The 26465-nt window shown below is 71.3% G+C and carries 27 protein-coding genes, 1 pseudogene and 1 riboswitch; of the genes and pseudogenes, 17 read left to right on the top strand and 11 right to left on the bottom strand.

Annotation, left to right across the window (positions count from 1 at the left end; all coding sequences use genetic code 11):
• Window positions 1-89 precede the first annotated feature (89 nt).
• From ACIHIX_RS42120 to ACIHIX_RS42110, 3 genes are all read left to right on the top strand, one after another.
• A complete protein-coding gene (locus ACIHIX_RS42120; protein ID WP_399965861.1) occupies window positions 90-890 on the top strand; it encodes a DUF5336 domain-containing protein in 801 nt (266 codons plus the stop codon).
• A 104-nt stretch (window positions 891-994) separates the two neighbouring features.
• Window positions 995-2005, top strand: a complete 1011-nt coding sequence (locus tag ACIHIX_RS42115) for an LLM class F420-dependent oxidoreductase (protein WP_399965860.1) — start codon at window positions 995-997, stop codon at window positions 2003-2005.
• A 42-nt stretch (window positions 2006-2047) separates the two neighbouring features.
• Window positions 2048-2338 carry a hypothetical protein gene (locus ACIHIX_RS42110; RefSeq protein ID WP_399965858.1) on the top strand — a complete coding sequence of 97 codons (291 nt, stop codon included), beginning with the start codon at window positions 2048-2050 and terminating at the stop codon, window positions 2336-2338.
• Window positions 2339-2357: 19 nt separating this feature from the next.
• Here the strand turns inward: ACIHIX_RS42110 and ACIHIX_RS42105 are convergent, their stop codons facing one another.
• From ACIHIX_RS42105 to ACIHIX_RS42095, 3 genes are read right to left on the bottom strand one after another with little or no spacing between them, the layout of a single operon-like run.
• Complete coding sequence (locus ACIHIX_RS42105) at window positions 2358-3428, bottom strand: prenyltransferase/squalene oxidase repeat-containing protein (RefSeq protein ID WP_399965857.1); 1071 nt, start codon at window positions 3426-3428, stop codon at window positions 2358-2360.
• Window positions 3425-4159 (bottom strand): class I SAM-dependent methyltransferase, encoded by a 735-nt coding sequence (locus ACIHIX_RS42100; RefSeq protein WP_399965856.1) that lies wholly within the window; start codon window positions 4157-4159, stop codon window positions 3425-3427. The genes ACIHIX_RS42105 and ACIHIX_RS42100 overlap by 4 nt, the downstream gene beginning before the upstream one ends.
• Complete coding sequence (locus ACIHIX_RS42095) at window positions 4153-5556, bottom strand: glycosyltransferase family 4 protein (protein ID WP_399965855.1); 1404 nt, start codon at window positions 5554-5556, stop codon at window positions 4153-4155. Before ACIHIX_RS42095 ends, ACIHIX_RS42100 begins: the two co-directional genes overlap by 7 nt.
• A gap of 214 nt (window positions 5557-5770) precedes the next feature.
• Here ACIHIX_RS42095 and ACIHIX_RS42090 point away from each other — a divergent pair, with 214 nt between their 5' ends.
• Window positions 5771-6433 (top strand): TetR family transcriptional regulator, encoded by a 663-nt coding sequence (locus tag ACIHIX_RS42090; RefSeq protein WP_399965854.1) that lies wholly within the window; start codon window positions 5771-5773, stop codon window positions 6431-6433.
• 67 nt (window positions 6434-6500) lie between these two features.
• Here ACIHIX_RS42090 and ACIHIX_RS42085 read toward each other — a convergent pair whose 3' ends face one another.
• From ACIHIX_RS42085 to ACIHIX_RS42075, 3 genes are read right to left on the bottom strand one after another with little or no spacing between them, the layout of a single operon-like run.
• Window positions 6501-7364: a tetratricopeptide repeat protein gene (locus ACIHIX_RS42085; RefSeq protein WP_399965934.1), complete on the bottom strand. Its 864-nt coding sequence runs from the start codon at window positions 7362-7364 to the stop codon at window positions 6501-6503.
• Window positions 7365-7410: 46 nt separating this feature from the next.
• On the bottom strand, window positions 7411-7644 hold the full coding sequence (locus tag ACIHIX_RS42080; RefSeq protein WP_399965933.1) for a ferredoxin: 234 nt from the start codon (window positions 7642-7644) through the stop codon (window positions 7411-7413).
• An 8-nt stretch (window positions 7645-7652) separates the two neighbouring features.
• Window positions 7653-9110 (bottom strand): aldehyde dehydrogenase, encoded by a 1458-nt coding sequence (locus ACIHIX_RS42075; protein WP_399965853.1) that lies wholly within the window; start codon window positions 9108-9110, stop codon window positions 7653-7655.
• A gap of 170 nt (window positions 9111-9280) precedes the next feature.
• On the opposite strand from ACIHIX_RS42075, the gene ACIHIX_RS42070 reads away from it, so the two are divergent.
• The gene (locus ACIHIX_RS42070) at window positions 9281-10318 is read left to right on the top strand and encodes an MBL fold metallo-hydrolase (RefSeq protein ID WP_399965852.1); all 1038 of its coding nucleotides are present in this window, start codon (window positions 9281-9283) and stop codon (window positions 10316-10318) included.
• A gap of 12 nt (window positions 10319-10330) precedes the next feature.
• Window positions 10331-10801: a nuclear transport factor 2 family protein gene (locus ACIHIX_RS42065; protein ID WP_399965851.1), complete on the top strand. Its 471-nt coding sequence runs from the start codon at window positions 10331-10333 to the stop codon at window positions 10799-10801.
• On the opposite strand, the gene ACIHIX_RS42060 is transcribed toward ACIHIX_RS42065, so the two are convergent.
• The gene (locus tag ACIHIX_RS42060; RefSeq protein ID WP_399965850.1) at window positions 10782-10931 is read right to left on the bottom strand and encodes a hypothetical protein; all 150 of its coding nucleotides are present in this window, start codon (window positions 10929-10931) and stop codon (window positions 10782-10784) included. The genes ACIHIX_RS42065 and ACIHIX_RS42060 overlap by 20 nt on opposite strands.
• Window positions 10932-10984: 53 nt before the next feature.
• Window positions 10985-11629 (bottom strand): phosphotransferase, encoded by a 645-nt coding sequence (locus tag ACIHIX_RS42055; RefSeq protein ID WP_399965849.1) that lies wholly within the window; start codon window positions 11627-11629, stop codon window positions 10985-10987.
• Between the two features lie 101 nt (window positions 11630-11730).
• Window positions 11731-11811: riboswitch (cobalamin riboswitch) on the top strand.
• Window positions 11812-11946: 135 nt separating this feature from the next.
• Between ACIHIX_RS42055 and ACIHIX_RS42050 the strand changes: the two genes are divergently transcribed.
• The 7 genes from ACIHIX_RS42050 to ACIHIX_RS42020 all read left to right on the top strand — a co-directional run bounded on the left by ACIHIX_RS42050 (window position 11947) and on the right by ACIHIX_RS42020 (window position 19090).
• Window positions 11947-13179: a prenyltransferase/squalene oxidase repeat-containing protein gene (locus ACIHIX_RS42050; RefSeq protein WP_399965848.1), complete on the top strand. Its 1233-nt coding sequence runs from the start codon at window positions 11947-11949 to the stop codon at window positions 13177-13179.
• Window positions 13179-13820 (top strand): SCO2322 family protein, encoded by a 642-nt coding sequence (locus tag ACIHIX_RS42045; RefSeq protein WP_399965847.1) that lies wholly within the window; start codon window positions 13179-13181, stop codon window positions 13818-13820. The genes ACIHIX_RS42050 and ACIHIX_RS42045 overlap by 1 nt, the downstream gene beginning before the upstream one ends.
• A gap of 55 nt (window positions 13821-13875) precedes the next feature.
• Window positions 13876-15051: a CbiQ family ECF transporter T component gene (locus ACIHIX_RS42040; RefSeq protein ID WP_399965846.1), complete on the top strand. Its 1176-nt coding sequence runs from the start codon at window positions 13876-13878 to the stop codon at window positions 15049-15051.
• On the top strand, window positions 15048-16781 hold the full coding sequence (locus ACIHIX_RS42035; protein WP_399965845.1) for an ABC transporter ATP-binding protein: 1734 nt from the start codon (window positions 15048-15050) through the stop codon (window positions 16779-16781). Before ACIHIX_RS42040 ends, ACIHIX_RS42035 begins: the two co-directional genes overlap by 4 nt.
• Window positions 16778-17578 (top strand): ECF transporter S component, encoded by an 801-nt coding sequence (locus tag ACIHIX_RS42030; RefSeq protein WP_399965844.1) that lies wholly within the window; start codon window positions 16778-16780, stop codon window positions 17576-17578. Before ACIHIX_RS42035 ends, ACIHIX_RS42030 begins: the two co-directional genes overlap by 4 nt.
• Before the next feature lie 308 nt (window positions 17579-17886).
• Window positions 17887-18306, top strand: a complete 420-nt coding sequence (locus tag ACIHIX_RS42025; protein WP_399965843.1) for a transglycosylase SLT domain-containing protein — start codon at window positions 17887-17889, stop codon at window positions 18304-18306.
• Window positions 18307-18406: 100 nt separating this feature from the next.
• Window positions 18407-19090, top strand: coding sequence for a YoaK family protein (locus tag ACIHIX_RS42020; RefSeq protein WP_399965842.1), 684 nt, complete (start codon window positions 18407-18409; stop codon window positions 19088-19090).
• Window positions 19091-19210: 120 nt separating this feature from the next.
• On the opposite strand, the pseudogene ACIHIX_RS42015 reads toward ACIHIX_RS42020, so the two are convergent.
• A pseudogene (locus ACIHIX_RS42015) lies at window positions 19211-19821 on the bottom strand (alpha/beta fold hydrolase); the annotation flags it as partial.
• 162 nt (window positions 19822-19983) lie between these two features.
• Here ACIHIX_RS42015 and ACIHIX_RS42010 point away from each other — a divergent pair.
• Window positions 19984-22296, top strand: coding sequence for an ATP-binding protein (locus ACIHIX_RS42010; protein WP_399965841.1), 2313 nt, complete (start codon window positions 19984-19986; stop codon window positions 22294-22296).
• A gap of 12 nt (window positions 22297-22308) precedes the next feature.
• Here the strand turns inward: ACIHIX_RS42010 and ACIHIX_RS42005 are convergent, their stop codons facing one another.
• Window positions 22309-22716 carry an ATP-binding protein gene (locus ACIHIX_RS42005; protein WP_399965840.1) on the bottom strand — a complete coding sequence of 136 codons (408 nt, stop codon included), beginning with the start codon at window positions 22714-22716 and terminating at the stop codon, window positions 22309-22311.
• A gap of 74 nt (window positions 22717-22790) precedes the next feature.
• Here ACIHIX_RS42005 and ACIHIX_RS42000 point away from each other — a divergent pair, with 74 nt between their 5' ends.
• Both ACIHIX_RS42000 and ACIHIX_RS41995 read left to right on the top strand, forming a co-directional pair.
• On the top strand, window positions 22791-23615 hold the full coding sequence (locus tag ACIHIX_RS42000) for a Scr1 family TA system antitoxin-like transcriptional regulator (protein ID WP_399965839.1): 825 nt from the start codon (window positions 22791-22793) through the stop codon (window positions 23613-23615).
• The gene (locus ACIHIX_RS41995) at window positions 23599-23787 is read left to right on the top strand and encodes a DUF397 domain-containing protein (protein ID WP_399965838.1); all 189 of its coding nucleotides are present in this window, start codon (window positions 23599-23601) and stop codon (window positions 23785-23787) included. Before ACIHIX_RS42000 ends, ACIHIX_RS41995 begins: the two co-directional genes overlap by 17 nt.
• On the opposite strand, the gene ACIHIX_RS41990 is transcribed toward ACIHIX_RS41995, so the two are convergent.
• Window positions 23771-24940, bottom strand: coding sequence for a steroid 3-ketoacyl-CoA thiolase (locus tag ACIHIX_RS41990; RefSeq protein WP_399965837.1), 1170 nt, complete (start codon window positions 24938-24940; stop codon window positions 23771-23773). The genes ACIHIX_RS41995 and ACIHIX_RS41990 overlap by 17 nt on opposite strands.
• 236 nt (window positions 24941-25176) lie before the next feature.
• Between ACIHIX_RS41990 and ACIHIX_RS41985 the strand changes: the two genes are divergently transcribed.
• A complete protein-coding gene (locus tag ACIHIX_RS41985; protein WP_399965836.1) occupies window positions 25177-26412 on the top strand; it encodes a cytochrome P450 in 1236 nt (411 codons plus the stop codon).
• The last annotated feature ends 53 nt before the right edge of the window (window positions 26413-26465 follow it).

Genomic DNA, 26465 nt, shown 5'->3' with positions numbered 1-26465 from the left:
CGCTTCACACCGGGGCCTGACGGCGACATGGTGACAGCGACGCCTCCAGCGATGCCGATGATGAGACGACTGAACCGAAGGACCTTGAAGTGAATATCCGCTCCCTCACTCGAGGCGACGGCGTGGTGATCGGAGCAGCGGTTCTGCTGTTCATCGCGTCGTTCCTCGAGCTCTACTCCGTCTCCGGTTACGACCTTGACGTGAACGCGTGGGACAGCCTCGGCATGGGCCTCGGCATCTACATGGGCGGGGTCATCGGTGCGGCCCTGATCGTGGTCAACCGCTGCCTGCCGCAGCCCCGTAAGATCGCCGGCCTGGATCTCGGCACCGTCGGTGTGGCCTTCACGGTCCTCGCCGCCTGGAGCCTGTTCTGGTCGCTGGTGGACTCCGGCGACAACACCGACGCCGGATCCGGCCTCATCCTCGGCTTCATCGCGTCGCTCCTCCTGGCCGCCGCCGCTGTAGCCACCCCGCTGGTCGGCGCCCTTCAGGCCGCCCTCCTCCCGGCCCCCGGCCCCCAGGCCCCCCAGCCCTACGGCGCCCAGCCCCCCGGCGGTTACGGCTACCCCGGCGCCGGTGCCCCGCAGCCGGGTCAGCCCTACGGCGGTCAGCCGCAGCCGACTGCCCCGTTCAACGCCGGTCAGCCCCAGCCGGGTCAGCCGCAGCCGGGTCAGCCGACGCCGTCGGCCGGGGACTTCTCCCCGTTCTGGTTCGCGGTCCCCGTCGCGCGCCCCCTCTTCGCGGAGGACGGTTCGCAGACGCCGATCGCCGAACTGGCGCCGGGCACCTGGTACCTGGCCGTCGAGCAGCGCGGTCCGTCCCTCGTGGCACAGACGCAGGACGGCCGTCGCGGCGTCCTCCAGGACACCTCGGGCATCCAGCGCGGCTGAGCCCGGAGGACAAGCAACGCACGGCCCCTCTCCCTTCCGGGTGAGGGGCCGTTGTCGTACAGTCGCCTACCGTTTCCGGTCTGACGTACCGTCAGGAGGCAGGCATGCGGCTCGGTCTCGCGCTCGGCTACTGGGGACGTGGCCCCAACCCCGACCACGTGCCGCTCGCTCAGGAGGCGGAGCGGCTCGGTTACGACTCCGTGTGGACGGCCGAGTCCTGGGGCTCGGACGTCTTCACGCCGCTCACCTGGATCGCCGCTCACACCACAACCATCAAGCTGGGCACCGCCGTTGCCCAGATGGCGGCCCGCTCCCCCACCACCACCGCCATGCACGCCCTCACCCTCGACCATCTCTCCGGCGGTCGCATGATGCTCGGCCTGGGGCTGTCCGGTCCCCAGGTGGTGGAGGGGTGGTACGGGCGCCCCTTCCCGAAGTCACCCCTCACCGCGACCCGCGAGTACGTCGACGTCGTACGCCAAGTCCTGCGACGCGAAGCACCTGTCGAGAGGGCAGGACGTTTCCACTCCCACCCCTACACCGGCCCCGACGCCACCGGCCTCGGCAAGCCCCTCAAGCCCATCACCCACCCCCTCCGCCCCGACCTCCCGATCCTCCTCGGCGCCGAGGGCCCGAAGAACATCGCCCAGACCACCCGCATCGCCGACGGCTGGCTCCCCCTCTACTGGTCCCCGACCCGACCCGAGGTCTACGAGGCCTCCCTCGCCGACACCCCGGACGGCTTCCTCGTCGCCCCCATGGCCCAGGTCCGCGTCTGTGACGACGTACGCGAGGGTCTCCTCCCCGTGAAGACCATGCTCGGCTTCTACATCGGCGGCATGGGCCACGCCCGTCGCAACTTCCACGCCGACCTCATGGCCCGCATGGGATATGAGGCGGAGGCACGCAGGATCCAGCGGCTGTTCCTGGAGGGACGCAGGGAAGAGGCCGTCCTCGCCGTGCCGGACGCCTTCGCCGACGAGATCTCCCTCGTCGGCCCGCGTGAACGCATCGCCGAGCGGCTGGAATTGTGGCGCAAGGGGCCGGTGACCGATCTGCTCGCCCTGGCGCCGGACCGGCGCACGCTGCGGGTGCTCGCCGAACTCAACCGGTAGGCAGCGTGGTTTCATACGGGATTGAGCGGCAACCCGAGAGTCATGTCCCCTCGATATCGCGGTGCCAACTCGGCCGGCACGGTCATAGCGATCGTCGCCGACATCATGGCCCTCATCCTGGGCCTCTGGATTCTGATGTACCTGCTGGACGCGAACCGCGCGAACGACTTCGTGCAGTTCATCCATGACGCGGCGTTGTGGCTGGCGGGCTGGAGCCACGACCTGTTCACGTTCGACGAGGCGTGGGCCCGGGTCGTGGCGGGTTATGGTCTCGCCGCGGTGGTGTACCTGTTCGTCGGGCACGCCATCGCGAACCGCGTCCACCGCCACTGACCCGTACGGGCTGCTGTGCTCAGTCGCAGCAGTCCGGGTCCAGGCCCCTCGGCAGCTGCTCCCCGCCGAACACCTGGCACGTGGCCTCGTCCCCGCCCAGCGCGGCGACGGCGAGCAGCAGCGACCCGGCCGTCCATGTCGTGAGTTCCCGCGGCCAGATCGCGTCGTCCTCGAAGACATAGCCCGTCCAGTACAGGCCCGACTCCGCGTCGCGCAGGTGCTGGATGGACTGGAGGATCTCCAGCGCCCGGTCGGACTCGCCCATCGCCCAGAGGGCCAGGGCGAGTTCGGCCGACTCGCCGCCCGTCACCCACGGGTTGGGGACGACGCAGCGCACGCCGAGGCCGGGGACGACGAAGCGGTCCCAGTCCTTGTCCATACGGGACTTGGCCTCCGCGTCCGTCAACGCGCCGCCCAGGACGGGGTAGTACCAGTCCATCGAGTAGCGGTCCTTGTCCAGGAACCGCTCGGGGTGGCGGCGGATGGCGTGCCGGAGTGCCCCTACCGCCAACTCCCAGTCCGGCTGCGGCTCTTCGCGTTGCTCGGCAATCGCCAGGGCGCACCGCAGGGCGTGGTGGACGGAGGAGGAGCCGGTCAGCAGCGCTTCGTTCGTGAAGCTGCCGTCGTCCTCGCCCTTCCAGCCGATCTGGCCGCCGGGCTGCTGGAGTCGCAGGACGTACTCCATCGCCGCGTAGACCGCGGGCCACATGCGGTCCAGGAAGGTGTCGTCGCCGGTGGAGAGGTAGTGGTGCCACACGCCTACGGCTATGTAGGCGACGAAGTTCGTCTCGCGGCCGCGGTCGGTGACGTCGTCGAAGGCGCCGTCCTGGTACGCGGCGTACCAGGAGCCGTCCTCGTTCTGGTGCCGGGCCAGCCATTCGTACGCCCGCCCCGCCGCCTCGTGTTCACCCGCCGCGTCCAGGGCCATCGCGGCCTCGGTGTGGTCCCAGGGGTCGAGGTGATGGCCGCGGAACCACGGGATCGCGCCGTCCTCGCGCTGTACGGCGAGGATGCCGGCGACGGTCGCGGCGGCCTGCTCGGCGGTCAGCACCCCGGGCAGGACGAGGTGTTCTGTCCGGGGAGTGGTCACTTGGCGTCCACCCGCGGCAGGTGCGGCTTGGTCGCGTACGCCACGAAGCTCTTGCCGATCAGGGGGTTGAGGGCCTGTTCGGCGACCCGGGTCGCGAGCGGCTTCTTCATGATGTCCCAGACCAGGAGCTTGTGGTACGCCTTCACCGGCAGCGCCTTGTCGTTGTCGACGCCGAACGCGCACTTCAGCCACCAGTAGGGGCTGTGGAGCGCGTGCGCGTGGTGGGTGCCGTACGGCTTCAGGCCCGCCTCGCGGATCTTCCCCAGCAACTCGTCCGCCTTGTAGATGCGGATGTGGCCGCCCTCGACCTCGTGATAGGCGTCGGAGAGCGCCCAGCAGACCTTCTCGGGGCCGTAGCGCGGGACGGTGATGGCGATCCGGCCGCCGGGCTTGAGCACCCGGACCATCTCGGCGAGGACGCCCTTGTCGTCGGGGATGTGCTCCATGACCTCGGAGATGATCACGACGTCGAAGGACTCGTCGGGGAAGGGGAGCGCGAGCGCGTCGCCCTCCATGGCCGTCGCGGTGGCGCCCTCGGGGGCCTCGCCCGCCTCCTTCATCGCCGCGAACCACTTCGCGACCTCGCGGATCTCCTCGGCGTTCTGGTCCAGGGCCACGACCTGGGCGCCTCGGCGGTAGCACTCGAAGGCGTGCCGGCCGGCTCCGCAGCCGAGGTCCAGGACTCGGTCGCCCGGGGCGAGCGGGAACCGGGAGAAGTCGACGGTCAGCACGTGGCCCTGCTTTCGGAATAGACACCGGTGTCACTGGTGGGGGTCGCGGACTCGGCACCCTGGAAGGCCGCGGAGCGGTCGGGGTTCGTGACCGCGGAGCGGGCGAGGGCCTCGCGGTACCTGGCCACGGTGCCCTCTGCGGCTCTGGCCCAGGTGAAGCGGGCCAGTACTCGCTCACGGCCCGCCGAGCCGAGGCGAGCTCTCAGGGCCGGGTCGCTCAGCAGTCGGCCCAGACCGGCGGCCAGCGCGCCCGCGTCGCCGGGCGGTACCGCAAGGCTCGTCTCCCCGTCCGGCCCGGCGACCTCGGGGATCGCTCCGCCGGTCGTGGCCAGCAGCGGCGTGCCCGTGGCCATGGCCTCCGCCGCCGGGAGGGAGAAGCCCTCGTAGAGGGAGGGGACGCAGGCGATCTCCGCCGAGCGGACCAGGTCGACGAGTTCGGTGTCGGTGATGCCCTTGACGAAGTCGACGGCGCCTTCGAGGCCGTACCGCTCGATGGCCTGGGCGACGGGTCCGTCCTCGGCGCGCTTGCCGACGACGACGAGGTGGGCGTCGGGGTGCTCGACACGGACCTTGGCGAGGGCCTCGACGAGATAGACGAGGCCCTTGAGCGGGACGTCGGCGCTGGAGGTGGTGACGATCCGGCCGGGGACACGGCGCACGGACGCATCCGGCTTGAACAGGTCGGTGTCGGCGCCGATGTGGACGACGTGGATGCGGTCGTCGCGGACGCCGAGGTGATCGACGATCTCCTGGCGGGAGGTGCCGGAGACGGTCAGGACGGAGGGCAGCCGGCGGGCGACCCGCTTCTGCATCCGGGTGAAGGCGTACCAGCGGCGCACCGAGAAGCGGCGCTGCCAGCCCTCGGCCGCGTCCAGCTCCAACTGCCGGTCCACGGTGATGGGGTGGTGGATGGTGGTCACCAGGGGTGCGCCGACGTCGCCCAACAAGCCGTATCCGAGCGTCTGGTTGTCGTGGACGACGTCGAACTCGCCTCGCCGGGCGCGCAGATGGCGGCGGGCGCGGAGCGAGAAGGTGAGGGGCTCGGGGAAGCCGCCGGTCCACATCGTGCCGACTTCCAGGGCGTCGATCCAGTCGCGGTACTCGTCGCGCTTCGGGGTGCGGAAGGGGTCCGGGGAGCGGTAGAGGTCGAGGCTCGCGAGCTCGGTGAGCGACAGCCGGTCCTCCAGTCCCTCGTCGAGGACCGGGTACGGCTGGGAGCCGATGACCTCGACGCGGTGGCCGAGGCGGGCCAGTTCGCGGGAGAGGTGGCGGACGTAGACGCCCTGGCCGCCGCAGAACGGGTTCCCCTTATAGGTGAGGAGTGCGATGTTGAGCGGTCGCTCGCCGTCCGCGGCCGGGTCCGCCTGGGACCCCGCCTGACTGGCCTCAGCGGTCACTCCGGGCCCCCTTCTCCCTGCTATTTCCCGCGAGGTTACGCCGGGACGCTAATCTAGAACAAGTTTCAGACTTGATCGTTCAAGAGGCTCTGAATCTACCGGCAGGTAGGGGCGGTGTGAGCAGTGGATCAGGTGATTCGCGCCACGGCCGAGGCCCCTGTCATGCTGTGCGATCATTCGCCCTCACCGACTGTCACGGAACGGGACCCGACCCATGCCTGCGCAAGCCAAGCCGCCGGTCAAACCGGCCAAGCCGGTCAAGGTGGAGGCCGGTGCCGCGCGGACCGACTCGCCGCCGCTCACCGAGCGGCAGGAGGCCCGGCGGCGCCGCATCCTGCACGCGAGCGCCCAGCTGGCGAGCCGGGGCGGTTTCGACGCCGTGCAGATGCGGGAGGTCGCGGAGTCCTCCCAGGTGGCGCTCGGCACGCTGTACCGGTACTTCCCGTCCAAGGTGCATCTGCTGGTCGCGACCATGCAGGACCAGCTGGAGCACATGCACGGCACGCTGCGGAAGAAGCCCCCGCAGGGGGACACGGCGGCGGAGCGGGTCGCGGAGACGCTGATGCGCGCGTTCCGGGCGCTCCAGCGCGAACCGCACCTCGCCGACGCGATGGTCCGCGCGCTCACCTTCGCCGACCGCAGCGTCTCCCCCGAGGTCGACCAGGTCTCCCGGCAGACCACGGTGATCATCCTGGACGCCATGGGCCTGGCGGACCCCACCCCGGCCCAGCTCTCCGCGGTCCGCGTCATCGAGCACACCTGGCACTCCGCCCTGATCACCTGGCTCTCGGGCCGTGCCTCCATCGCCCAGGTGAAGATCGACATCGAAACGGTCTGCCGCCTGATCGACCTGACGGCCCCGGAGGAGACCACCTGACACCCCCGGCCGCCGGACCCCGGATCGGGCGGCCCCCAAGGGCCAGGCAGCCCACCCGGCGAACCGGTCAGCCCACCGGCTCCAGGCCGCTCCAGGTCCGTCCGGTCGCCGTCCCCGTCGCCCACTCCTCCAGCAGTCGCCGCGCCTCCTCCGGCGGGGCCGCGAGGGAGAGGCGTTGGGCGCCTGCCTCTACGCTTCGCTGCTGCTCGTGGGTGCCCTCGCTGCAACAGGCGCACAGCATTCGGACGCTGCTCGCGGGCTCGGCGCCGTAGCCGTGCTCGGTGAAGAGCCCGACCAGCGCCTCCAGGTCGGCCCGCTCGCCCGCGGCGACCGTCACCTCCAGGGTGGGCAGTTCGGAGGCCTCGAACAGCAGCAGCTCGTCGAAGACGGAGAAGGTCCTGCCGTCGACGATCCGCTCGCCGTTCGGCTCGCCGTCGTGGACGACGATCTCGCCGTAGCGCCGTCCGCCGGTGACCGGCACATTGAGCACCCGGCCGCGGGTCGGGCACAGCCGTTCGATCCATACGACCTCCTGCTCGCCGCCCGTGTCGAGACGCACGCAGGCGTGTCCGAAACGACCGGTGATCTCGCCCTCCCCGTCCGGGAGTTCGATGCCGAAGCCGGTCCAGGCGTCCCGGGCCGTCGCCCAGTCACGCCGGATCGTCGCCGCGATGCCGAGGTTCCAGTACGCCGGGTCGCCCTCCCCGCGCGGTGCGCGGGCGGCGGCCTCGCGTCCCAATTCGTACGCCTTCTGCCAGTCGCGCAGGAACTTGTGGGCGAGCGCGGCGTCGTACCACCACACCGCGCTCGGCTCCACGTCCGGGAAGTGGGCGAGGACCCGCTCGAAGAGCTCGGCGGCACGCAGCCACTCCTCGGCCTCCCACGCCTCGTACGCCTGCTCGATCAGCCGCTTGGCCTCGGACTTCTCCACACCCACCCCAACGATCCCCTGATGACGACCGCAGGAGCCTAAGGGTTCACTCCTCGGGCGGGAACACCGGTTCCCCGCTGCCCAGCAGCGTGATCATGATGGCCTCGACCGGGCAGTTCTCGGCGGCCTCAAGGACCTTCTCGTTGGCGTCGGTCTCCGGCTCGACGGGGTGGGACTGCATGCCGGAGTCGAGCCGGAAGGCGCCCTCGGCGCGGTGGACGCACTGGGCCGAGCCGATGCAGAGCGAACGGTCGACCCCTACCTGCCAGCGGTCCCCCATGGCCGCGCTCACGCCTCCCAGCCGGCCGGGAGGTGGATCATCTTGTGTTCGAGGTATTCGCCGTAGCCTTCCGGGCCGAACTCCCGGCCCAACCCCGAGTTCTTGTAACCGCCGAACGGGCCGAGCATGTCCAGACTGAAGGTGTTGACGTTGTAGGTGCCGGTACGGACTCCGCGCGCGAAGTCGATGCCGTGCGCCACGTCGGCCGTCCACACGCTGCCGCTGAGCCCGTAGTCGGAGTCGTTGGCGATCTTCGCGGCCTCGGCCTCGTCGCCGTACGGGAGAAGGCAGATGACCGGGCCGAAGATCTCCTCGCGGGCGATCCGCATGGAGTTGTCGACGTCGCCGAAGAGGGTGGGCTCCACGTACCAGCCCTTGTCCAGGCCCGGCGGACGGCCGCCGCCGGTGAGGATCTTCGCGCCCTCCTCCTGGCCGATGCGTATGTAGTCGAGGTTCCGGCGCTGCTGGCGCTGGGCGACCAGCGGGCCGACCTGGGTCGCCGGGTCCAGCGGGTCGCCGACCACGAGTGCGCTCGCCGCCGCGGCGAAGGCGTCCGCGAACTCGTCGTAGCGGGAGCGCGGCAGGAGGATGCGGGTCTGGGCGACGCACGCCTGTCCGTTGTTCATCCAGGCGGCCGGGACGACCCCGGCGACCGTCGACTCCACGTCCGCGTCCGGCAGGACGACCGCCGCGGACTTGCCGCCCAGTTCGAGGGTGACCCGGGTGAGGTTCCGTGCCGCGACCTCCATCACGCGCTTGCCCGCCGCCACCGAGCCGGTGAAGGACACCTTGTCCACGCCGGGGTGCCCGACCAGGTACTCGCTGACCTCGCGGTCGGCCGGGAGGATCGACAGCACGCCCTCCGGCAGGCCCGCCTCACGCGTGATCTCCGCGAGCAGATACGCGTCCAGCGGTGACTCCGGCGACGGCTTGAGAATCACCGTGCAGCCGGTGAGCAGCGCGGGCGCGAGCTTGGCGGCGGCGACGAACTGCGGGACGTTCCAGGGGACCACGGCCGCGACGACGCCGACCGGTTCGCGGCGCACGAGGATCTTCCCGAGGACGCCGTCGCGCTGCTCCTCGTACGGGAAGTTCCGTGCGACGGTGAGCGCCGCGTCCCACACCATCATCGCGCCGAGCGCCTGCGCGAGGACGCTCCAGGAGTACGGCGACCCGTTCTCGGACGAGATGACGCGGGCGATCTCCTCGTGCCGGGTGAGGATGCCGTCCTTGATGCGGGTGACGACCTCGATGCGCTCGTCGAGGGACATACGCGGCCAGGGGCCCTCGTCGAAGGCGCGCCGGGCCACGGCGACGGCGGCGTCCACGTCCGCCCGCGCGGCGTGCGGGACGCGTCCGATGACCTCCTCGGTGTGCGGGGAGATCACCTCGATGACGTCCTTGCCGAGGGGGTCGGTCAACTCCCCGCCGATGAACAGCTGTCCGTGTTCCACGAGCTCGGTCATGGCCGACTGCCTTCCCGGGAGCTGACTCTGACGGTTCATCAGATATCGGAACTGATACCAGTTCCCTTCGGAGGAGTCCACAGACCGGCGGCGGCAGCTGAAAGATGACTTGGGCTCCCATCGAAACCCGTTCTAGTTATAGTGGCGGCAACGCGGAGACGGGGGAGCCCATGGCACAGGTCAGCCCACAGGTCACCGACCACGGCGGTGGCGTCCGCTCGATCCGTGTCCCCATCCCGGACAATCCGCTGGGCTACACGCTCGTGTACGTCGTCGACACCGACCTCGGTCCGGTGCTGGTCGACACCGGCTGGGACGACCCGGCCTCCTGGGACACCCTCGCCGCCGGGCTCACGGCCTGCGGCACCTCGCCGGCCGCCCTCCACGGAGTGCTGATCACCCATCACCACCCCGACCACCACGGTCTGTCGGGCCGGGTGCGCGAGGCGTCCGGCGCCTGGATCGCGATGCACGCGGCGGACGCCGCCATCGTCCGCCGCACCGGCGAGACCCGCCCCGAGCGCTGGTTCGCCTACATGACGGCCAAGTTGGTGGCCGCCGGTGCCCCCGAGGAGCATGTGGCGCCCTTCCGCACCGCCCGCCCCCGCCGCCTCCCCGGCTTCTCCCCCGCCGTGCCGGACCGCGAGATCGTCCCCGGCGACCTCCTCCCCCTCCCCGGCCGCCGGCTGCGCGCGATCTGGACGCCGGGCCACACCCCGGGCCATGTCTGTCTCCACCTGGAGGAACAGCACCCCGCCCAACTCCCGGGCCATGGACGCCTGTTCTCCGGCGATCATCTGCTCCCCGAGATCACCCCGCACATCGGCCTGTACGAGGACCCCGACGACGCCACCGTCACCGACCCCCTCGGCGACTACCTCGACTCCCTCGAACGCGTCGGGCGCCTGGCCCCCGCCGAGGTCCTCCCGGCCCACCAGTACGTCTTCACCGACGCGCCCACCCGTGTACGGGAGTTGCTGGCTCACCACGAGGACCGGCTGACCGGGCTGCGAGCGCTGCTCGGCGAGCCGCTCACCCCGTGGCAGGTCGCCGAGCGCATGGAATGGAACCGCCCCTGGGCCGAAATCCCCCACGGCTCACGGAACATCGCCGTCTCGGAGGCGGAGGCCCATCTGCGGCGTCTGGTGAAGCTGGGCCGGGCGGAGGCGGTGACCGGGAGCGATCCCCTCACCTATGTGGCGGTGTGATCCCATCGCGGTATGGACCCTCTGGAGCGGCTCCTCGCCGAACGCGCCTGCGAGCGCCTGATCATCGACTTCGTCCACCGTCTCGACCTCGGCGAACCGGGCTCGGTCGCCGGGCTGTTCACCGAGGACGGCTCCTGGGAGTGGCCGCTCCCGGAGGGGGACGGACGGCGGTCCGTGGGCCGGGAGGCGCTGCGCGCGTACTTCGCCTCCCGCCCCGCCGACCGCCTCTCGCGCCGGGTGATGTCCAACATCCTCGTCACGGTGACGTCCTCGGACACGGCGACGGCGACCTCGTACTTCACGACGTACCGCGTCGACGGCCACGAGAGCGGCCAGGGCCCCGTCCCGCCGGGCCCGCCCGTCCAGGTCGGGCAGTACGAGGACGAGTTCCGCAGGTCGGCGGAGGGCACGTGGCTGCTCGCGTCGCGACGGCTGCGGCTGCCGTTCGGCGGCCCGACCCCGGTCAGGACAGGAACGTCCTGATCAACTCCTCGGCGGCACCGAGCAGTTCGGTCTCCCGTCGGCCCATCGTCGGCCAGGGCCCCGTCCCGCCGGGCCCGCCCGTCCAGGTCGGGCAGTACGAGGACGAGTTCCGCAGGTCGGCGGAGGACACGTGGCTGCTCGCCTCGCGACGGCTGCGGCTGCCGTTCGGCGGCCCGACCCCGGTCAGGACAGGAACGTCCTGATCAACTCCTCTGCCGCGCCGAGCAGTTCGGTCTCCCTTCGGCTCATCGTCGGATTGACCGCCCGCCGCCGGCGTGCCTCGGCGAGCCCCTCCTCCGTGAGTGCGGAAGCGTCGGCCAGCAGGGCGGCCAGCATCGCGCGGGCCGGCCCCGCGATCGGCTCGTCCCCGACGGCGACCTGGGCGAGGATCACCGCGGACATGCCCCAGTCGAGGCCGGGGTCGCCCTCCTCGGCGTTGGCCCAGTCGATGACGTAGGGCCCGTCGTCGGTGAGCATCACGTTGTCCGGATGCAGATCCAGGTGCACCACCCGCCCCGGCACGGCGTGCAGCCGCCGCAACAGCCCCGCCAGCATCTCTCCCGCGTCCCGCGCGTCGATCCGCCCGGCCGCGAACGCAGCCAGCATCGTCGGCCCGTGCAGCCGCTGCATGACGAGGTCGGACCGGGAGGAATCCGCTGTCCGCACCCGGGGCACCGGATACCCATGGGCCCGCACCCGCTCCATGACGGCGGCCTCGGCCAGCGCGTCCGCGTACCCCTCCCGGTCGCGCCGCAGCACCCACGCGTCGTCGATCTCATAGACGTCGGACGCCCGCCCCGAGCCGATCAGTCTCCCCGTGATCTCCACGCGGCCGAACCTATCCCCCGGGCGGGAGCGCCGCACAGGAGCCCCTCAGCCGGTTGTTTACGGGCGGGTAGAGTGGCCGCGTCGTCATCACACCCGTACGGGGGGAAGCCGGTGCAATTCCGGCGCTGACCCGCAACCGTGAGCCTCGGAGGCCCCTGCCTCCCGGGCAAGCCGGATCGCCCCGCACGGAGCAGTTGACCGGCTCACGCGCACCGGCATCCGGCCGGTGCACGGCACCGTCGAGGTCTACGGGGCCGAGCCGCCCGGGGTCTCCCCGCGCTGCCCGGCTCCCTTGCAGGGAGAGGCATCCGCCGATCATGAACGTCCGCCGCAGCGCAGCGGTCCTGGCCGCCACCGCCGTGATCGGCACGGCCACCCCGGCCATGGCCGCCGATCCGTCCGCCTCGCCTTCACCTTCGGTGGCGATACCCGATGGGTTGTACGGGGCGGGTGACCCGACGTACGACGGGGTGTGGCGGCAGTCGCTGACGCTGATGGCGCAGAGCGAACAGTCCGTCGACCCCGCCGACAAGGCCGTCGACTGGCTGGCCGGCCAGCAGTGCGCCAACGGCGCCTTCCCCGCCTTCCGCGCCGACACCACCAAGGCCTGTGACGCCAAGGTCATGGTCGACACCAACAGCACGGCCGCCGCGGTGCAGGCGCTCGCCGCGACCGGCGGTCACGAGGACGTCCCGCGCAAGGCGGTCGCCTGGCTGAAGTCCGTGCAGAACAAGGACGGCGGTTGGGGCTACACCGCCGGCGGAGCGAGCGACGCGAACTCCACGTCCGTGGTCATCGGGGCGCTCACCGCCGTCGGCCAGCAGGCCGCGAAGGTCCAGAAGAACGGCAAGAGCCCCTACGACGCCCTGCTGGACCTCGCCCTTCCCTGCACCGGGACGGGTGCGGGCGCCTTCGCCTACCAGCCCGACAAGAAGGGCGGGCTCTCCGCCAACGCGGACGCCACGGCGGCGGCGGTGCTCGGCGGGCTCGGCGAGCAACAGACGAACGTCCACAGCGACGACGACCGGGCGAGCCAGTCCTGCGAGAAGCCCGGTGACTCCGAGCAGGCCGCCCACAACGGCGCCTCCTACCTCGCGAAGACGATGGCCAAGGACAAATACCTGAAGTCGGCCCTGCCCGGTGCAGAGGACCAGCCCGACTACGGCAACACCGCCGACGCGGTCGTCGCCCTGTCCGCCGCCGACTTCCATGCCGAGGCCACCGCGTCCGTCCACTGGCTGGAGGCCAACGCCCTGAAGTGGGCCGCGCAGACCGGCCCGGCCGCCTACGCCCAGCTCGTCCTCGCCGCCCAGGCCGGTGGCCTGAACCCGCGTGAGTTCGGCGGCAAGGACCTGATCGTCCTGCTGAACGCGACCGGCCCGACGCCGGAGCACGTGCCCGGCCCTGAGGAGGGACGGGCGACCGGGGCGGCCGAGTCCGACGACAGCGATGACGGGCTGTCCGTCGCCTGGACCGTCGGCGGCGGTCTCCTCCTCGGCGCCCTCATCGGCTTCGCCCTCATGCTCCGCGGCCGGAAGCGCCGCCAGTGATGCGCCGCGTCACCGCCCTGCTCCTGACGACGTTCTGCCTCCTGGCCCTCACCGGCCAGGCGGCCCACGCCGCCGGTTACCGCTACTGGTCCTTCTGGGACCGCACCGGCACGGCCTGGACCTACGCCACCCAGGGCCCCGCCACCGCCGTCCCCGCCGACGGCGACGTCCAGGGCTTCCGCTTCGCGGTGAGCGAGGACTCGACGGACGCGACGAAGCCCCGCGGCACGGCGTCGTTCGCGAAGATCTGCGCGAACACCCCCGCCGAGCCCGGCAAGAAGCGCGTGGCCCTGGTCCTCGACTTCGGCACACCGACGGACGCCCCGTCGGGAGAGACACCCCCCGCTCTCCGCACGAAGTGCGCGGTGGTCCCGGCCGACGCGACCACGGCGGAAGCCCTGGCGACGGTGGCCAAACCCCTGCGCTACGACACGAACGCCCTGCTGTGCGCGATCGCCGGATACCCGGAGGCCGGTTGCGGGGAGCAGGTGGCGACGGGCGACAAGAACACGTCGACGAAGAAGCAGAACACCAAGGACTCCGGCCCATCGGTGGGCCTAATGACGGGCGCCGCAGCGGTGGCGACCTTGGCCGCGGCGGCGATATGGCAGACGCGACGGCGCAGAAATGCACAGCCGTAGCGGCGCGCAGCCCCCCACCCCAGCTGCGGGCAGTCGTGCCGCTGGGGCGGCACGGGTGGGCGCTGGGGGTCCCCCCTCCGGGGGAGGCACCCCGCCGGCGCGGGCAAGCGAAACGCCCCCCACCGCAACCCCCACCCACCGCACCCACGGCACCCACGGCACCCACCGCACCCCCCTCCACCCCGCCGCCTGGTGGCTCTGGTCCCTCTCCCTCGGCATCGCCGCCACCCGCACCACCAACCCCCTCCTCCTCACCCTCCTCATCGCCACGTCCGCCTACGTAGTGGCAGCCCGCCGCCCGAACACCCCCTGGGCCCGCTCCTACTCCTCCTTCGTCAGACTCGCCCTCGCCGTCCTCCTCATCCGCCTCACCTTCGCCGTCACCCTCGGCTCCCCCCTCCCCGGCACCCACACCCTCGTCACCCTCCCCGAAGTCCCCCTACCGGACTGGGCCCAGGGCATCCGCCTCGGTGGCAGGGTCACCGCGGAGACCCTCACCTTCGCCTTCTACGACGGCCTGAAACTGGCCACCCTCCTCATCTGCGTAGGCGCCGCGAACGCCCTCGCCAGCCCCACCCGCCTCCTCAAGTCCCTCCCCGGAGCCCTGTACGAGATGGGCGTCGCCGTGGTCGTCGCCCTCACCTTCGCCCCGAACCTCATCGCCGACGTCCAGCGCCTGCGCGCCGCCCGCCGACTCCGCGGCCGCCCCGACTCCGGTCTCCGGGGCCTTCTCCAGGTGGGCCTGCCCGTCCTCGAAGGCGCCCTGGAACGCTCCGTCGCCCTCGCCGCCGCGATGGACGCCCGCGGCTACGGCCGTACCGCCGACGTCCCGCCCGGGATCCGCCGTACGACGAACGCCCTCACCCTCGGCGGACTGCTCGGCGTCTGCGCGGGAACGTACGGCCTGCTGACCGCCGAAGGCGGCACGTACGGCATCCCCGTCCTCCTCGCCGGAGTGACCGCGGCCCTCGCCGGCCTCCGTCTGGGCGGCCGCCGCACGCCCCGCACCCGCTACCGCCCCGACCCCTGGGGCGCCCGGGCCTGGCTGGTGACCGCCTCCGGCGCGGCGGTGGCCGCGGCGCTCGCCCTGGCCTCCGTACGGGACCCGGCCGCCCTCCACCCGGGCGTCATCCCCCTCACCGCCCCGACGCTTCCCCTCTACCCCGCGGCCGCGATCCTCCTCGGCCTGCTGCCCGCCTTCGTCACCCCGCCCCCCGAGGAGCCGTCGTGATCCGTTTCGAGGACGTCTCCGTCACCTACGACGGCGCGACCCGACCCACCGTCCAGGGCATCGACTTCTGGGTCCCCGAGGGCGAACTCGTCCTCCTCGTGGGCCCTTCCGGCACCGGCAAGTCCACGATCCTCAACTCCGTCAGCGGTCTCGTCCCGCACTTCACCGGCGGCACCCTGCGCGGCCGGGTCACCGTCGCCGGCCGCGACACCCGCACCCACAAGCCGCGCGAACTGGCCGACGTCGTGGGCACGGTGGGCCAGGACCCGCTCTCCCACTTCGTGACGGACACGGTCGAGGACGAACTGGCCTACGGCATGGAGTCGTTGGGTCTGCCACCGGACGTGATGCGCCGCCGCGTCGAGGAGACCCTCGACCTCCTCGGCCTCACCGACCTCCGCGCCCGCCCGATCTCCACCCTCTCCGGCGGCCAGCAGCAACGCGTCGCGATCGGCTCGGTCCTCACCCCCCACCCCCGGGCCCTGATCCTCGACGAACCCACCTCCGCCCTCGACCCCGCCGCCGCGGAGGAGGTCCTCGCGGTCCTCCAACGCCTGGTCCACGACCTGGGCACCACAGTGCTCATGGCCGAGCACCGCCTGGAGCGCGTCATCCAGTACGCCGACCAGATAGCCCTCCTGCCAGGGCCCGGCCGGCCTCTGCGGCTGGGCACCCCGGCCGAGATCATGGCCGAGTCGCCGGTGTACCCGCCGGTGGTGGACCTGGGCCGCTTGGCAGGCTGGTCCCCCCTCCCCCTGACGGTGAGAGACGCAAGGCGAAGGGCAGCGGACCTACGGCACGAACTGAACAGAGCCCGCCCTGACGCCCCCAAGGGGCGCGGGGAACTGCGCGACCAGCCACAAACCACCCGCATCCGCCACCAACCCACACCCCCCACCCCCTCAGGCGCCCCCACCCCCCGCCGCTGGTTCAAACGCACCCCCACCCCAACCCACCCATCCCCCCACGCCGCCGAAGTCCAAGCCCTCACAGTCCACCGCACCCCCACCCGCGCCCTCACCAACATCACCCTCACCCTCACCCCCGGCGAAACCCTCGCCCTCATGGGCAGAAACGGCGCCGGAAAGTCCACCCTCCTCAACACCCTCGTAGGCCTCATCCCACCCACCTCCGGCACAGTCCGCACCGGCGGAGCCATCCCTCACCGCACCCCACCCCGCGACCTCATCCGCCGAGTGGGCCTGGTCCCCCAGGAACCGAGGGACCTCCTCTACGCGGACACCGTCGCCGCGGAATGCGAGGCGGCCGACGCCGACGCGAGCGCAGCGCCCGGCACCTGCCGCGCCCTCGTCACCGACCTCCTCCCCGAGATGACCGGTGTCGCCGACGACACCCACCCCCGCGATCTCTCCGAGGGCCAGCGCCTCACCCTCGCCCTCGCCGTCGTTCTCACCGCCCGCCCCCCGCTCCTCCTCCTCGACGAGCCGACCCGAGGCCTCGACTACGCGGCGAAGGCCCGTCTGGCGGCCGTACTCAGGACACTGGCCGCCGAGGGCCACGCCATCGTCCTGGCCACCCACGACGTGGAGCTCGCCGCCGAGATCGCCGACCGTGTCGTCCTGCTCGCGGACGGCGAGATCATCGCGGACGGCCCGGCGGCGGACGTGGTCGTCGCGTCCCCCTCCTTCGCCCCGCAGGTCAGCAAGATCCTCGCCCCGCAGAAGTGGCTCACCGTGGCCCAGGTGAGGAAGGCCCTCGAACGCCCGTGAACGTCATCCGCCTCGGCCCCCGTTCCCTCGCCGCCCTCGCCCTCGTCAGCGCGGTGGGTGTCGTCGCCCTCGGCTGGCCCTTCCTCGCCCCGCCCCGCTCCCAGGTCAACGCGCACGCGGCCGACGCGCCCTGGCTCTTCGCGGGGCTGCTCATCCTGCTCGTGGTCGTGGTCGCGGCGACGATCTCGGAGTCGGGCCTCGGCCCGAAGGCGGTCGCGATGCTGGGCGTGCTCGCGGCGACCGGCGCCGCGCTCCGCCCGCTCGGCGCCGGCACCGCCGGTATCGAGCCCATGTTCTTCCTGATGGTGCTCAGCGGCCGGGTCCTCGGTCCCGGCTTCGGCTTCACCCTCGGCGGGGTGTCGATGTTCGCGTCGGCACTGCTCACGGGCGGGGTGGGGCCGTGGCTGCCGTTCCAGATGCTCGCGATGGGCTGGTTCGCGATGGGCGCAGGGCTGCTGCCCGGCGCGCGGCGCCTGCGCGGACGTACGGAACTCGCGCTGCTCGCGGCATACGGCTTCCTCGCCGCGTTCGCCTACGGCACGCTGACCAACCTCGCGGGCTGGCCGTTCCTCGCCGGGACCGCCTCGAACATCGCCTTCCAGCCGGACGGCTCGGTCCCCGGCAATCTGGCCCGCTTCTACCTCTACTGTCTGGCCACCTCACTGGGCTGGGACCTGGGCCGGGCCCTGTGCACGGTCGTCCTCACCTTCACGCTCGGCCCGGCCGTGCTCAGGGCGCTACGCAGAGCCACCCGGCGGGCCGCCTTCGAGAGCGCGGTCACATTCGAACCCCGTTGATCGGTGAACCACCCCACATGACCCACATCACGAACTAACCACCCTAGTAGTACATATCGGACGCCATGTGCATGCCATAACGGCCCCTGACCTGCGCATTGAGAGCCAGCTCACACGGACCCCTCCCGCCCCGGATACGACCACCACTAGCAAAAGGGGTCATTGCGGACGGGCTCCAAGCCTGTTTCTCTGGACAACGTCGCACGGCGCCGACAAGCCCACGGGCCTCGGCGCCGACGCATGTACCGGATGCCTGGCGCAACCGGCACCGCCCGCGACAGACCACGTCCCCGAAGAAAAGGTTCTCCGTGTCCGTCTCCCGCATCGTTCGCCGCATCGCTTCCCCGAAGAAGGCCATCACCACCGCTGCGATGGCCGCCGCCACCGCCGGTCTGGTGCTGACCGCGGCGCCCGCTCAGGCGGCCACGACCGACTCGGCCGCCCAGGCCAAGTCCATCGCTCACAAGATGATCCCGAACGCCGCCCAGTACTCCGCGTTCAGCCACATCGTCGAGCACGAGAGCGGCTGGGACGTCAACGCCACCAACTCCTCCTCCGGCGCCTACGGCCTGGTCCAGGCCCTGCCGGGCTCCAAGATGGCCACCGCCGGCTCGGACTGGAAGACCAGCGCCCAGACCCAGATCAAGTGGGGCCTCGACTACATGAACTCCCGCTACGGCAGCCCGTCCGGCGCCTGGGCGTTCTGGCAGGCCAACGGCTGGTACTGAGCCGAGCGACAGACGTCGGACGACTGATCGCAGACGTACGAAGGCGGCGACTCCCGTTCCCGGGGGTCGCCGCCTTCGTCGTACGTGGTCCACTGGCCCGGTGAGCACGCAGAGCACACCGAGCACGCCGAGCACGGAGACACCTACGGACCGCGGCCTGCGCCTGGTCCCGGTCCTGCTCGCCCTGACCCTGGTCAGCGGCCTGATCGACGCCGTCAGCTATCTCGGCCTCGGCCATGTCTTCACCGCGAACATGACCGGCAACGTGGTGGTCCTCGGCTTCGCCGCGGCCGGTGCGCCGGGCTTCTCCGTCCCCCACACCCTGACCTCGCTGGTCGCCTTCGCGATCGGCGCGGCCACCGGCGGCCGTATCGCCCAGCGCCTCGGCCGGGGCCCGCGCCGCACCTGGGTCCGCCGCACCCTCGCCGCCGAGGCGCTGCTGCTGGCCGCCTCGACCGTCGTCGCCCTCGCCGCCCCCGACGACACCGCCACCGTCTACACCCTCATCGCCGTCACGGCCTTCGCGATGGGCCTGCGCAACGCGACCGTCCGCAAACTGGGCGTCGCCGACCTCACCACCACCGTCCTGACGATGACCCTGACGGGCCTGGCCGCCGACGGCCCGGGAACGCGCCGGGTACGCCGTACCGCCGCGGTCGGGGCGATGATCGCCGGCGCGGCGCTGGGGGCGTGGCTGGTCGGCGACCACGGGCTGGGCGTCCCGCTGCTGGTGTCGACCGTGCTGGTGGGAGTGCTGGCGGTGACGGCGTCGGGGCGGGAGTAGAGCCGGACGCGGCCGCGCCCGAGCGAGCCGCACCGGCACCCGGTGGTCCGGCCTGCCGTCCTTGGCCGGCATCCAGTGGGTGGCCTCCGGCGAGGGTGGGCGAAACTCGTCGCTCCTCACCGGAATCAGCTCCGTGACGTCGGCGATCCAGGTGGGTAGGCGGGCCACGGTGTGTACGCGGAGGCTCCGGCAGCCACCTTCCAGCTGTTGCGGAGGGCCTCGTCGCTGATCCGACCGCCGGACGTCTCGTCGAGGTTGTAGAAGTCCTGGTAAAAGGCCGTGAAGTAGGCGTACCGGTCCTTGGTGACCGCCTCCACGATCGGGTTGTCGTCGCTCCCGAGGAGAAACGGCTCCAGGGAGGCCAGGAAGACGGCCTTGGCCACCCGGCGCGAGCCGTACCTGCCCAGGTAGCGGCCCACCTCGCCGGTACCCATGGAGAAGCCGACCAGGACCACGTCGGTCAGGTCCAGCGTGGTCAGCACCGCGTCGAGGTCGGCGGCGAAGGTGTCGTCGTCGTAGCCGGCGGCCGGCCGCGAGGATCGGCCGAGGCCTCGGCGGTCGTACGTGATGACCCGGTACCCGGCGGTCAGGAGGGCGGGGAGCTGCTTCTGCGACGAGGGTCCGTCCAGCGGGTAGCCGTGGATCAGGACGACGGGCTGTCCGACTCCGTGGTCCTCGTAGTACAGCTCGACGTCGATACCGTGCTCTTCGCCAACGCTGATGTAGGGCATGCCGATTGCTCTCCGTTCACCGCGATCGCATGGGGGGACGGGCCCAGCCCATCAGCAGCCCACCGCCGGCTCCAGGCAGAACAGCAGGCAGAACTACCGCCCGTGTCACGGCATTTGGCATTCCGCCGCGTCACCGTCCTCGGGTCAGCGACAATCGCCCCGATGACCAGTGACGTCCCACAGGGCACCGCGTTCGGTGTCACGCTGCGCTCGCTGCGCCGTGCCGCCCGGCTGACCCTGGAGGAGCTCGCCGGGCTCTCCGGGGTCAGTGTCCGTGCCCTCGGTGACATGGAGCGCGGTCGCAGCCGGGGCCCGCAGCGCCGTACCGTCGAGGCGCTCGCCGACGCCCTCAAGCTCGACGCCGCGCAGCGCGGCAGCCTTCGACGGTTGGCGGACGCGGGACGAGAGCGCGGCGGGGAGAAGCCGGCGCCGTATCTTCTGCGCACGGTCCCGGACTTCACCGGCCGGAAGGACGAACTGGCCGCCCTCGCGGCCCTGGCCGCCGACCCGGCGCACACCCGTGGCGTGGTGCTGTTCGGACCCGGCGGACAGGGCAAGACGACGCTCGCCGCCGAGGCCACCCGGCGGCTCGCCGAGCACTTCCCGGACGGCTGTGTCACCGTCCAGCTGCACGGTATGAGCGAGTCACCGGTGCCCGCGGCGGAGGCGCTGGTACTGCTGCTCACCGCCCTCGGCCACCCACCCGACCGCATCCCGGTCGACCCCGCCGCCCGCGAGGCCGTCTACCGTGCGACCCTCGCCGACAGGCGCGTCCTGGTCGTCCTGGACGACGCCGCTGACGAGGCCCGCACCCGCCCGCTGCTGCCCGACGCCCAGGGCTGCTTCGCCCTGGTCACCGGCCGCCGCCCGCTGACCGGACTGGAGGGAGTCCGGCGGATCCGGCTCGGCGGACTGTCCACCCGGGAGTCGGCGACCCTGCTGGAACGGATCCTCGGCACGGGGCGCACGGCCGGGCAGGGCGACGCCATCGGACGGCTCACCGGCCTGTGCGGCTACCTGCCCCTCGCACTCCGGATCGTGGGGAACCGCCTCTCCAGCCGCCCCACCTGGACTCCCGACCACCTTGCCGCTCAACTGGCGGACGAAGAACGCCGGTTGAGCGGCCTGGTGGCCGGAGACCTCGCGGTGCGCAGCGCCTTCAGCCTCTCCTACCGCCAACTCACCGGCCCCCGCCGCCTTCTGCTGCGCCGCCTCGCCCTCACCCCCGGCCGCGACACCTCCCCGGAACTCGCCGCCGTCCTGGTGGAGGGGGACCCGATCACGGTCGAGGACTCCCTGGACCAGCTCGTCGACCAGGGCCTGCTGGAGGAGACGGCACTCGGCCGTTACGCCCTGCACGACCTCGTACGGCTCTTCGCCCGAGAGCAGTTGACCGAGGAGGACCCGTCGGAGGTCACCGAGGCGGCCCGGCTCCGTATGGCCGACTGGCTGCTGCGCTCGGCCTCCGCCGCGGGCCGGGTCTTCGAGCCGTCGGGCGCGCCGGAGCCGTGGCCGGGCGCCATCCCGCCGTTCCACCCGGAGTCACGGGAGGACGCGGAACGGTGGCTGATCGCCGAGCGCGCGCAATGGGCGGGGGCGTTGGAGATACTTTCCACGGCGGAGGCGGAGGCGGAGGCGGGGACGGGGACGGGGACGACAACGGCATCGGCATCGGTGCCGGGGGCTCACGGCCGGATCCTCCACACCTCCCGCACCCTCTACTGGTTCTCCGACCGCTGTGGCGAATGGCCCGAATGGCGCCTGCTGTTCGCCTACGGCGCCCGCTCCGCCGCGGCCCTCGGCGACCGCGCGGCCGAGGCCCAGCAGCTCAACTGTCTCGCCTGGGCCCACTCGGTGGGCGCCGCACAGTTCGCTCAGGCCGAGGAACACGCCCGACGCGCGCTGGAGTTGGCGACAGAGGCTGAGGATCTGAACCAACAGGCCTGGGCCTTGACCTACTTGACCGGCGCTCTCATGTACCTCAACCGGGCGACGGAAGCCGTACCAGCGATCCAACGCGCCCTCCACCTCTTCGAGTCCCTCGACGACGCGGTGGGCACGACGGTCGCCGCCCGCCAGCATGCGAGCGCGCTCCGCGAAGCCGGTCGCGCCGAGGAGGCCCTCGCCCTGCACCAGGCCCAACTCGGCGTCGAGGCAAGGGACGTCCCGGACCTGAGCGAGTACATCCAGGCCCACCTCCAACGCGAGATAGCCGCCGACCTGCTGGCCCTGCGCCGCTGGCCCGAAGCAGCCGCCGCCTACCGCGCCACCACGGCTCCGGCCACCCACAAGGGCATCGAACTCTTCCGCGCCGTGGCCCTCACCGGCCTGGCGACGGCTCTGGAACACATGGGTGAGTCGGCGGAGGCCCGCCAGCACTACGAAGAGGCCCAGCGGCTGTACGAGTCGGCGGGTGACACGACGTCGGCGGCGCAGGCGCGGGCGCGGGCCGGGGCGGCGCGCCTGAAGGGATGACCGGGGAGTGCGTCAGCCGTTCAAGTGACACTCGAACCACACCGTCTTGCCCTCCCCCGGCCTCCCTCCCACCCCCCACTTGTCCGCCACCGCGTCCAGCAGCAGCAGCCCGCGCCCGCTTTCCCCCTCCAGCGGCAAATCGGCAGTGACACGCGGCAGTCCAGGTGCCCCGTCCGCCACCTCCACCCGGACCCCCGCCTCCGCCGTTCTCAGTACGACGACCTCGCACCGCTGGTCAGGAACATGCCGTACGACATTGGTGACCAGCTCCGTCACGCCCAGCTCCACGGCGTCGACCAGCTCGGCCAGTTCCCACTCGGCGAGCAGCGAGCGGACGATACGGCGGATGTGCCGGACCGAGTGCTCACCGACGGTGACGCGCATGCGGTAGTGCGTGGTGGGGGGAAAGTATGTGTTCACGGGACGAGCCTGAACCGCCGCGACTACGCTGGGCTACATGCCGGATACAACCCGTTCGGGAGTGGGGGCTCTTCGTGACGCACGTCAACGTCCTTGACCCGGGAGCCTCGCCGCTCGACTACTACGGCTACGAGCTCCGGCGGCTGCGGGAAGCGGCGGGACTGAGCCAGAAACAGCTCGGGGAGATCCTCAACTACACCGGCTCCCTCATCGGCCAGATCGAGACGGCGAGGAAGGTCCCGACCCCGGAATTCAGCGAACGGGCGGACGCGGCGCTGGGTTCTGACGGACTGCTGTCCCGGCTCGTGGAGCTGGTCCTGCGGAGCCAACTCCCGGCGTGGTTCAGGCAGGTGGCGGAGCTCCAGACGCGGGCCACGGAGATCTGCTCCTTCGAGGCGCACATCGTCCATGGCCTCCTGCAGACCGACGGCTACGCCCGTGCCGTGCTCGGCGCACTGGACGAGACCAACTTGGACGACCGCACCGCGGTCCGCCTCGCCCGTCAGCGCATCTTCGAGAACGCGAGGCCGCCCGTCTTCTGGGCGGTGCTGAGCGAGGCCGCGCTCTACCAGGTCATGGGCGGCCCGGACACCATGAGGGGCCAACTGGCCCACCTGTTGGCCTTCGAGAGCAATCCCCGGATCAACATCCAGATCCTGCCGTTCGCTACCGGAGCGCACGCGGGACTGCAAGGCTCGTTCGACGTCTACCGTTTCGCGAGCGACCCGACCATCGTCTATACGGAGGGCTACAACAGCGCGCACCCGACCGCGAACCCGGACACGGTCAACGACTGCACACTCCGTTACGATCATCTTCAGGCTGCCGCGCTCTCCCTCAAGGAGTCGGCGGCGACGATCCGGCGCGCGATGGAGGAACGCTATGGAGAGCCAGACTGACTGGCGTAAGTCCAGCTACAGCGGCGACCAGGGCGGCAACTGCGTCGAGGTCGCCGAAGGCACCGCCACCATCGCCGTCCGCGACTCCAAGAACCCGGCGGGACCGATCCTCACCCTCGACCCCGCCGCGTTCACGAGCTTCGTCAACTGGACTTCTACAGACGCTGGATGATCGTGCCGGTGGCCAGTCCACCGCCCGCGCACATCGTGATCAGGGCGAACTCCTTGTCCAGGCGCTCCAGTTCATGAAGGGCCGTCGTGATGAGCCGTGCTCCGGTCGCGCCCACCGGATGACCGAGGGCGATCGCACCGCCGTTGACGTTGACCTTCTCCAGGTCCTGCTCGAAGACCTGCGCCCAGCTCAGCACCACCGACGCGAAGGCCTCGTTGATCTCGACCAGGTCGATGTCCTTCAGTGACATCCCGGCCTTGCCCAGCACTGCCTTGGTCGCGTCGATGGGCCCGTCGAGGTGGAAGTGGGGATCGGCACCGACCAGCGCCTGGGCGACGATCCGGGCCCTCGGCCGCAGCTTCAGCGCCCGCGCCATCCGCTTCGAGGCCCACATGATGGCGGATGCCCCGTCGCTGATCTGGGACGAGTTGCCCGCCGTGTGGACGGCGGTCGGCATGACCGGCTTCAGTCCGGCCAGCGCCTCCATGGACGTGTCGCGCAGCCCCTCGTCCCGGTCGACCAGCCGCCACATACCCTGTCCGGCGTGCTGCTCGTCCTCGGTCGTCGGGACCTGGACGGCGAACGTCTCACGCTTGAAGCGCTCCTCGCTCCAGGCGACGGCGGCCCGTTCCTGCGAGATCAGCCCGAGCGCGTCGACGTTCTCGCGGGTCAGTCCGCGATGCCGCGCGATCCGCTCCGCGGCCTCGAACTGGTTGGGCAGATCCACGTTCCACTCGTCCGGGAACGGCTTCCCCGGACCGTGCTTCGAACCCGACCCCAGCGGCACCCTGGACATCGCCTCGACGCCGCAGGAGATCCCGACGTCGATGACGCCCGCCGCGATGAGGTTGGCCGTCATGTGCGAGGCCTGCTGCGAGGAGCCGCACTGACAGTCGACCGTCGTCGCGGCCGTCTCGTACGGCAGGCCCATGGTCAGCCAGGCCGTGCGCGCGGGGTTCATGGACTGCTCGCCGGCGTGGGTCACGGTGCCGCCGACGATCTGCTCGACACAGTCGGCGGGGATGCCGGTGCGGCCGAGGAGTTCACGGTAGGTCTCGCCCAGCAGATAGGCGGGGTGGAGGTTGGCGAGCGCGCCACCGCGCCTGCCGATGGGCGTGCGTACGGCTTCGACGATCACGGGTTCCGCGGCCATGAAAGGAGTTCCTCTCCTTGCGTACCCGCGCGGCGCGGGGGCGTCCCGGCCCGGCCCGCCACGCGGAACTAGTACGTGTTCTAGTTCCACGTGCAGTCTGCTGACAGGGACTCCATCGCCGCAAGAGTCGTGCACGCCTCTTGCTACTTCTAGAACCCGTTACTACGTTCACCGGACAACCTGATGGACCGTCAGAAGACCGCCGAGCAAGGCTGGAACACGGCTGGAGCTGCCCCATGACCTGTCCAGAGCTCCCCGACGGGTTCGACCTCACCGACCCCGATCTGCTGCAACAGCGCGTTCCGCTGCCGGAGTTCGCCGAACTGCGCCGGGTGGAACCGGTCCGCTGGATCCCCCAGGCGGGCAACATCGCCGGTTTCCAGGACGAGGGCTACTGGGCGGTGACCCGGCACGCGGACGTCAAGTACGTCTCCACCCACCCCGAGCTCTTCTCCTCCACCCTCAACACGGCGATCATCCGCTTCAACGAGCACATCGAGCGCGACGCCATCGACGCCCAGCGCCTGATCCTGCTCAACATGGACCCCCCGGAGCACACCCGGGTCCGCAGCATCGTCCAGCGCGTGTTCACCCCGCGTGCCATCCGCGCCCTGGAGGACAACCTCCGCGCCCGCGCCACCGCCATCGCGGCGAACGCCCGCCAACACCCCGGCTCCTTCGACTTCGTCACCGAGGTCGCCTGCGAACTGCCCCTCCAGGCCATCGCCGAACTCATCGGCATCCCGCAGGACGACCGGGCCAAGATCTTCGACTGGTCCAACAAGATGATCTCGTACGACGATCCCGAGTACGCGATCACCGAGGAGGTCGGCCAGCAGTCGGCGATGGAGCTCATCGCCTTCGCGATGAACATGGCGGCCGACCGCAAGCAGTGCCCGGCGAAGGACATCGTGACGACCCTGGTCGCGGCGGAGGACGAAGGCAACCTGAACTCCGACGAGTTCGGCTTCTTCGTGCTGATGCTGGCGGTGGCCGGCAACGAGACCACCCGCAACGCCATCACCCACGGCATGCACGCCTTCCTCACCCACCCCGACCAGTGGGAGCGGTACAAGGCGGAACGCCCGTCGACCGCGGCGGAGGAGATCGTCCGCTGGGCCACCCCGGTCAACTCCTTCCAGCGCACCGCCACCCAGGACACCGAGCTGGGCGGCAAGCTGATCAGGAAGGGCGACCGGGTCGGCATCTTCTACGCCTCCGCCAACCACGACCCCGAGGTCTTCACCGACCCCGACACCTTCGACATCACCCGCGACCCCAACCCCCACCTCGGTTTCGGGGGCGGCGGCCCGCACTACTGCCTCGGCAAGTCGCTCGCGGTCCTGGAGATCGACCTGATCTTCAACGCGATCGCCGACGCGATGCCGAACCTGACCCTGACCGGCGACCCGCGCCGCCTGCGCTCGGCATGGATCAACGGCGTCAAGGAACTCCAGGTCAGCATGGTCTGACCCGGAACCGGGCCCGGGTCGGCGGCTTCCCGGCGCCGCCGGCCCGTCCGGAC

This window comes from Streptomyces sp. NPDC051913, assembly GCF_044593635.1.
In the GTDB taxonomy this organism is placed as follows: Bacteria; Actinomycetota; Actinomycetes; order Streptomycetales; family Streptomycetaceae; genus Streptomyces.
This window is presented reverse-complemented; position numbering and strand designations above follow the sequence as displayed.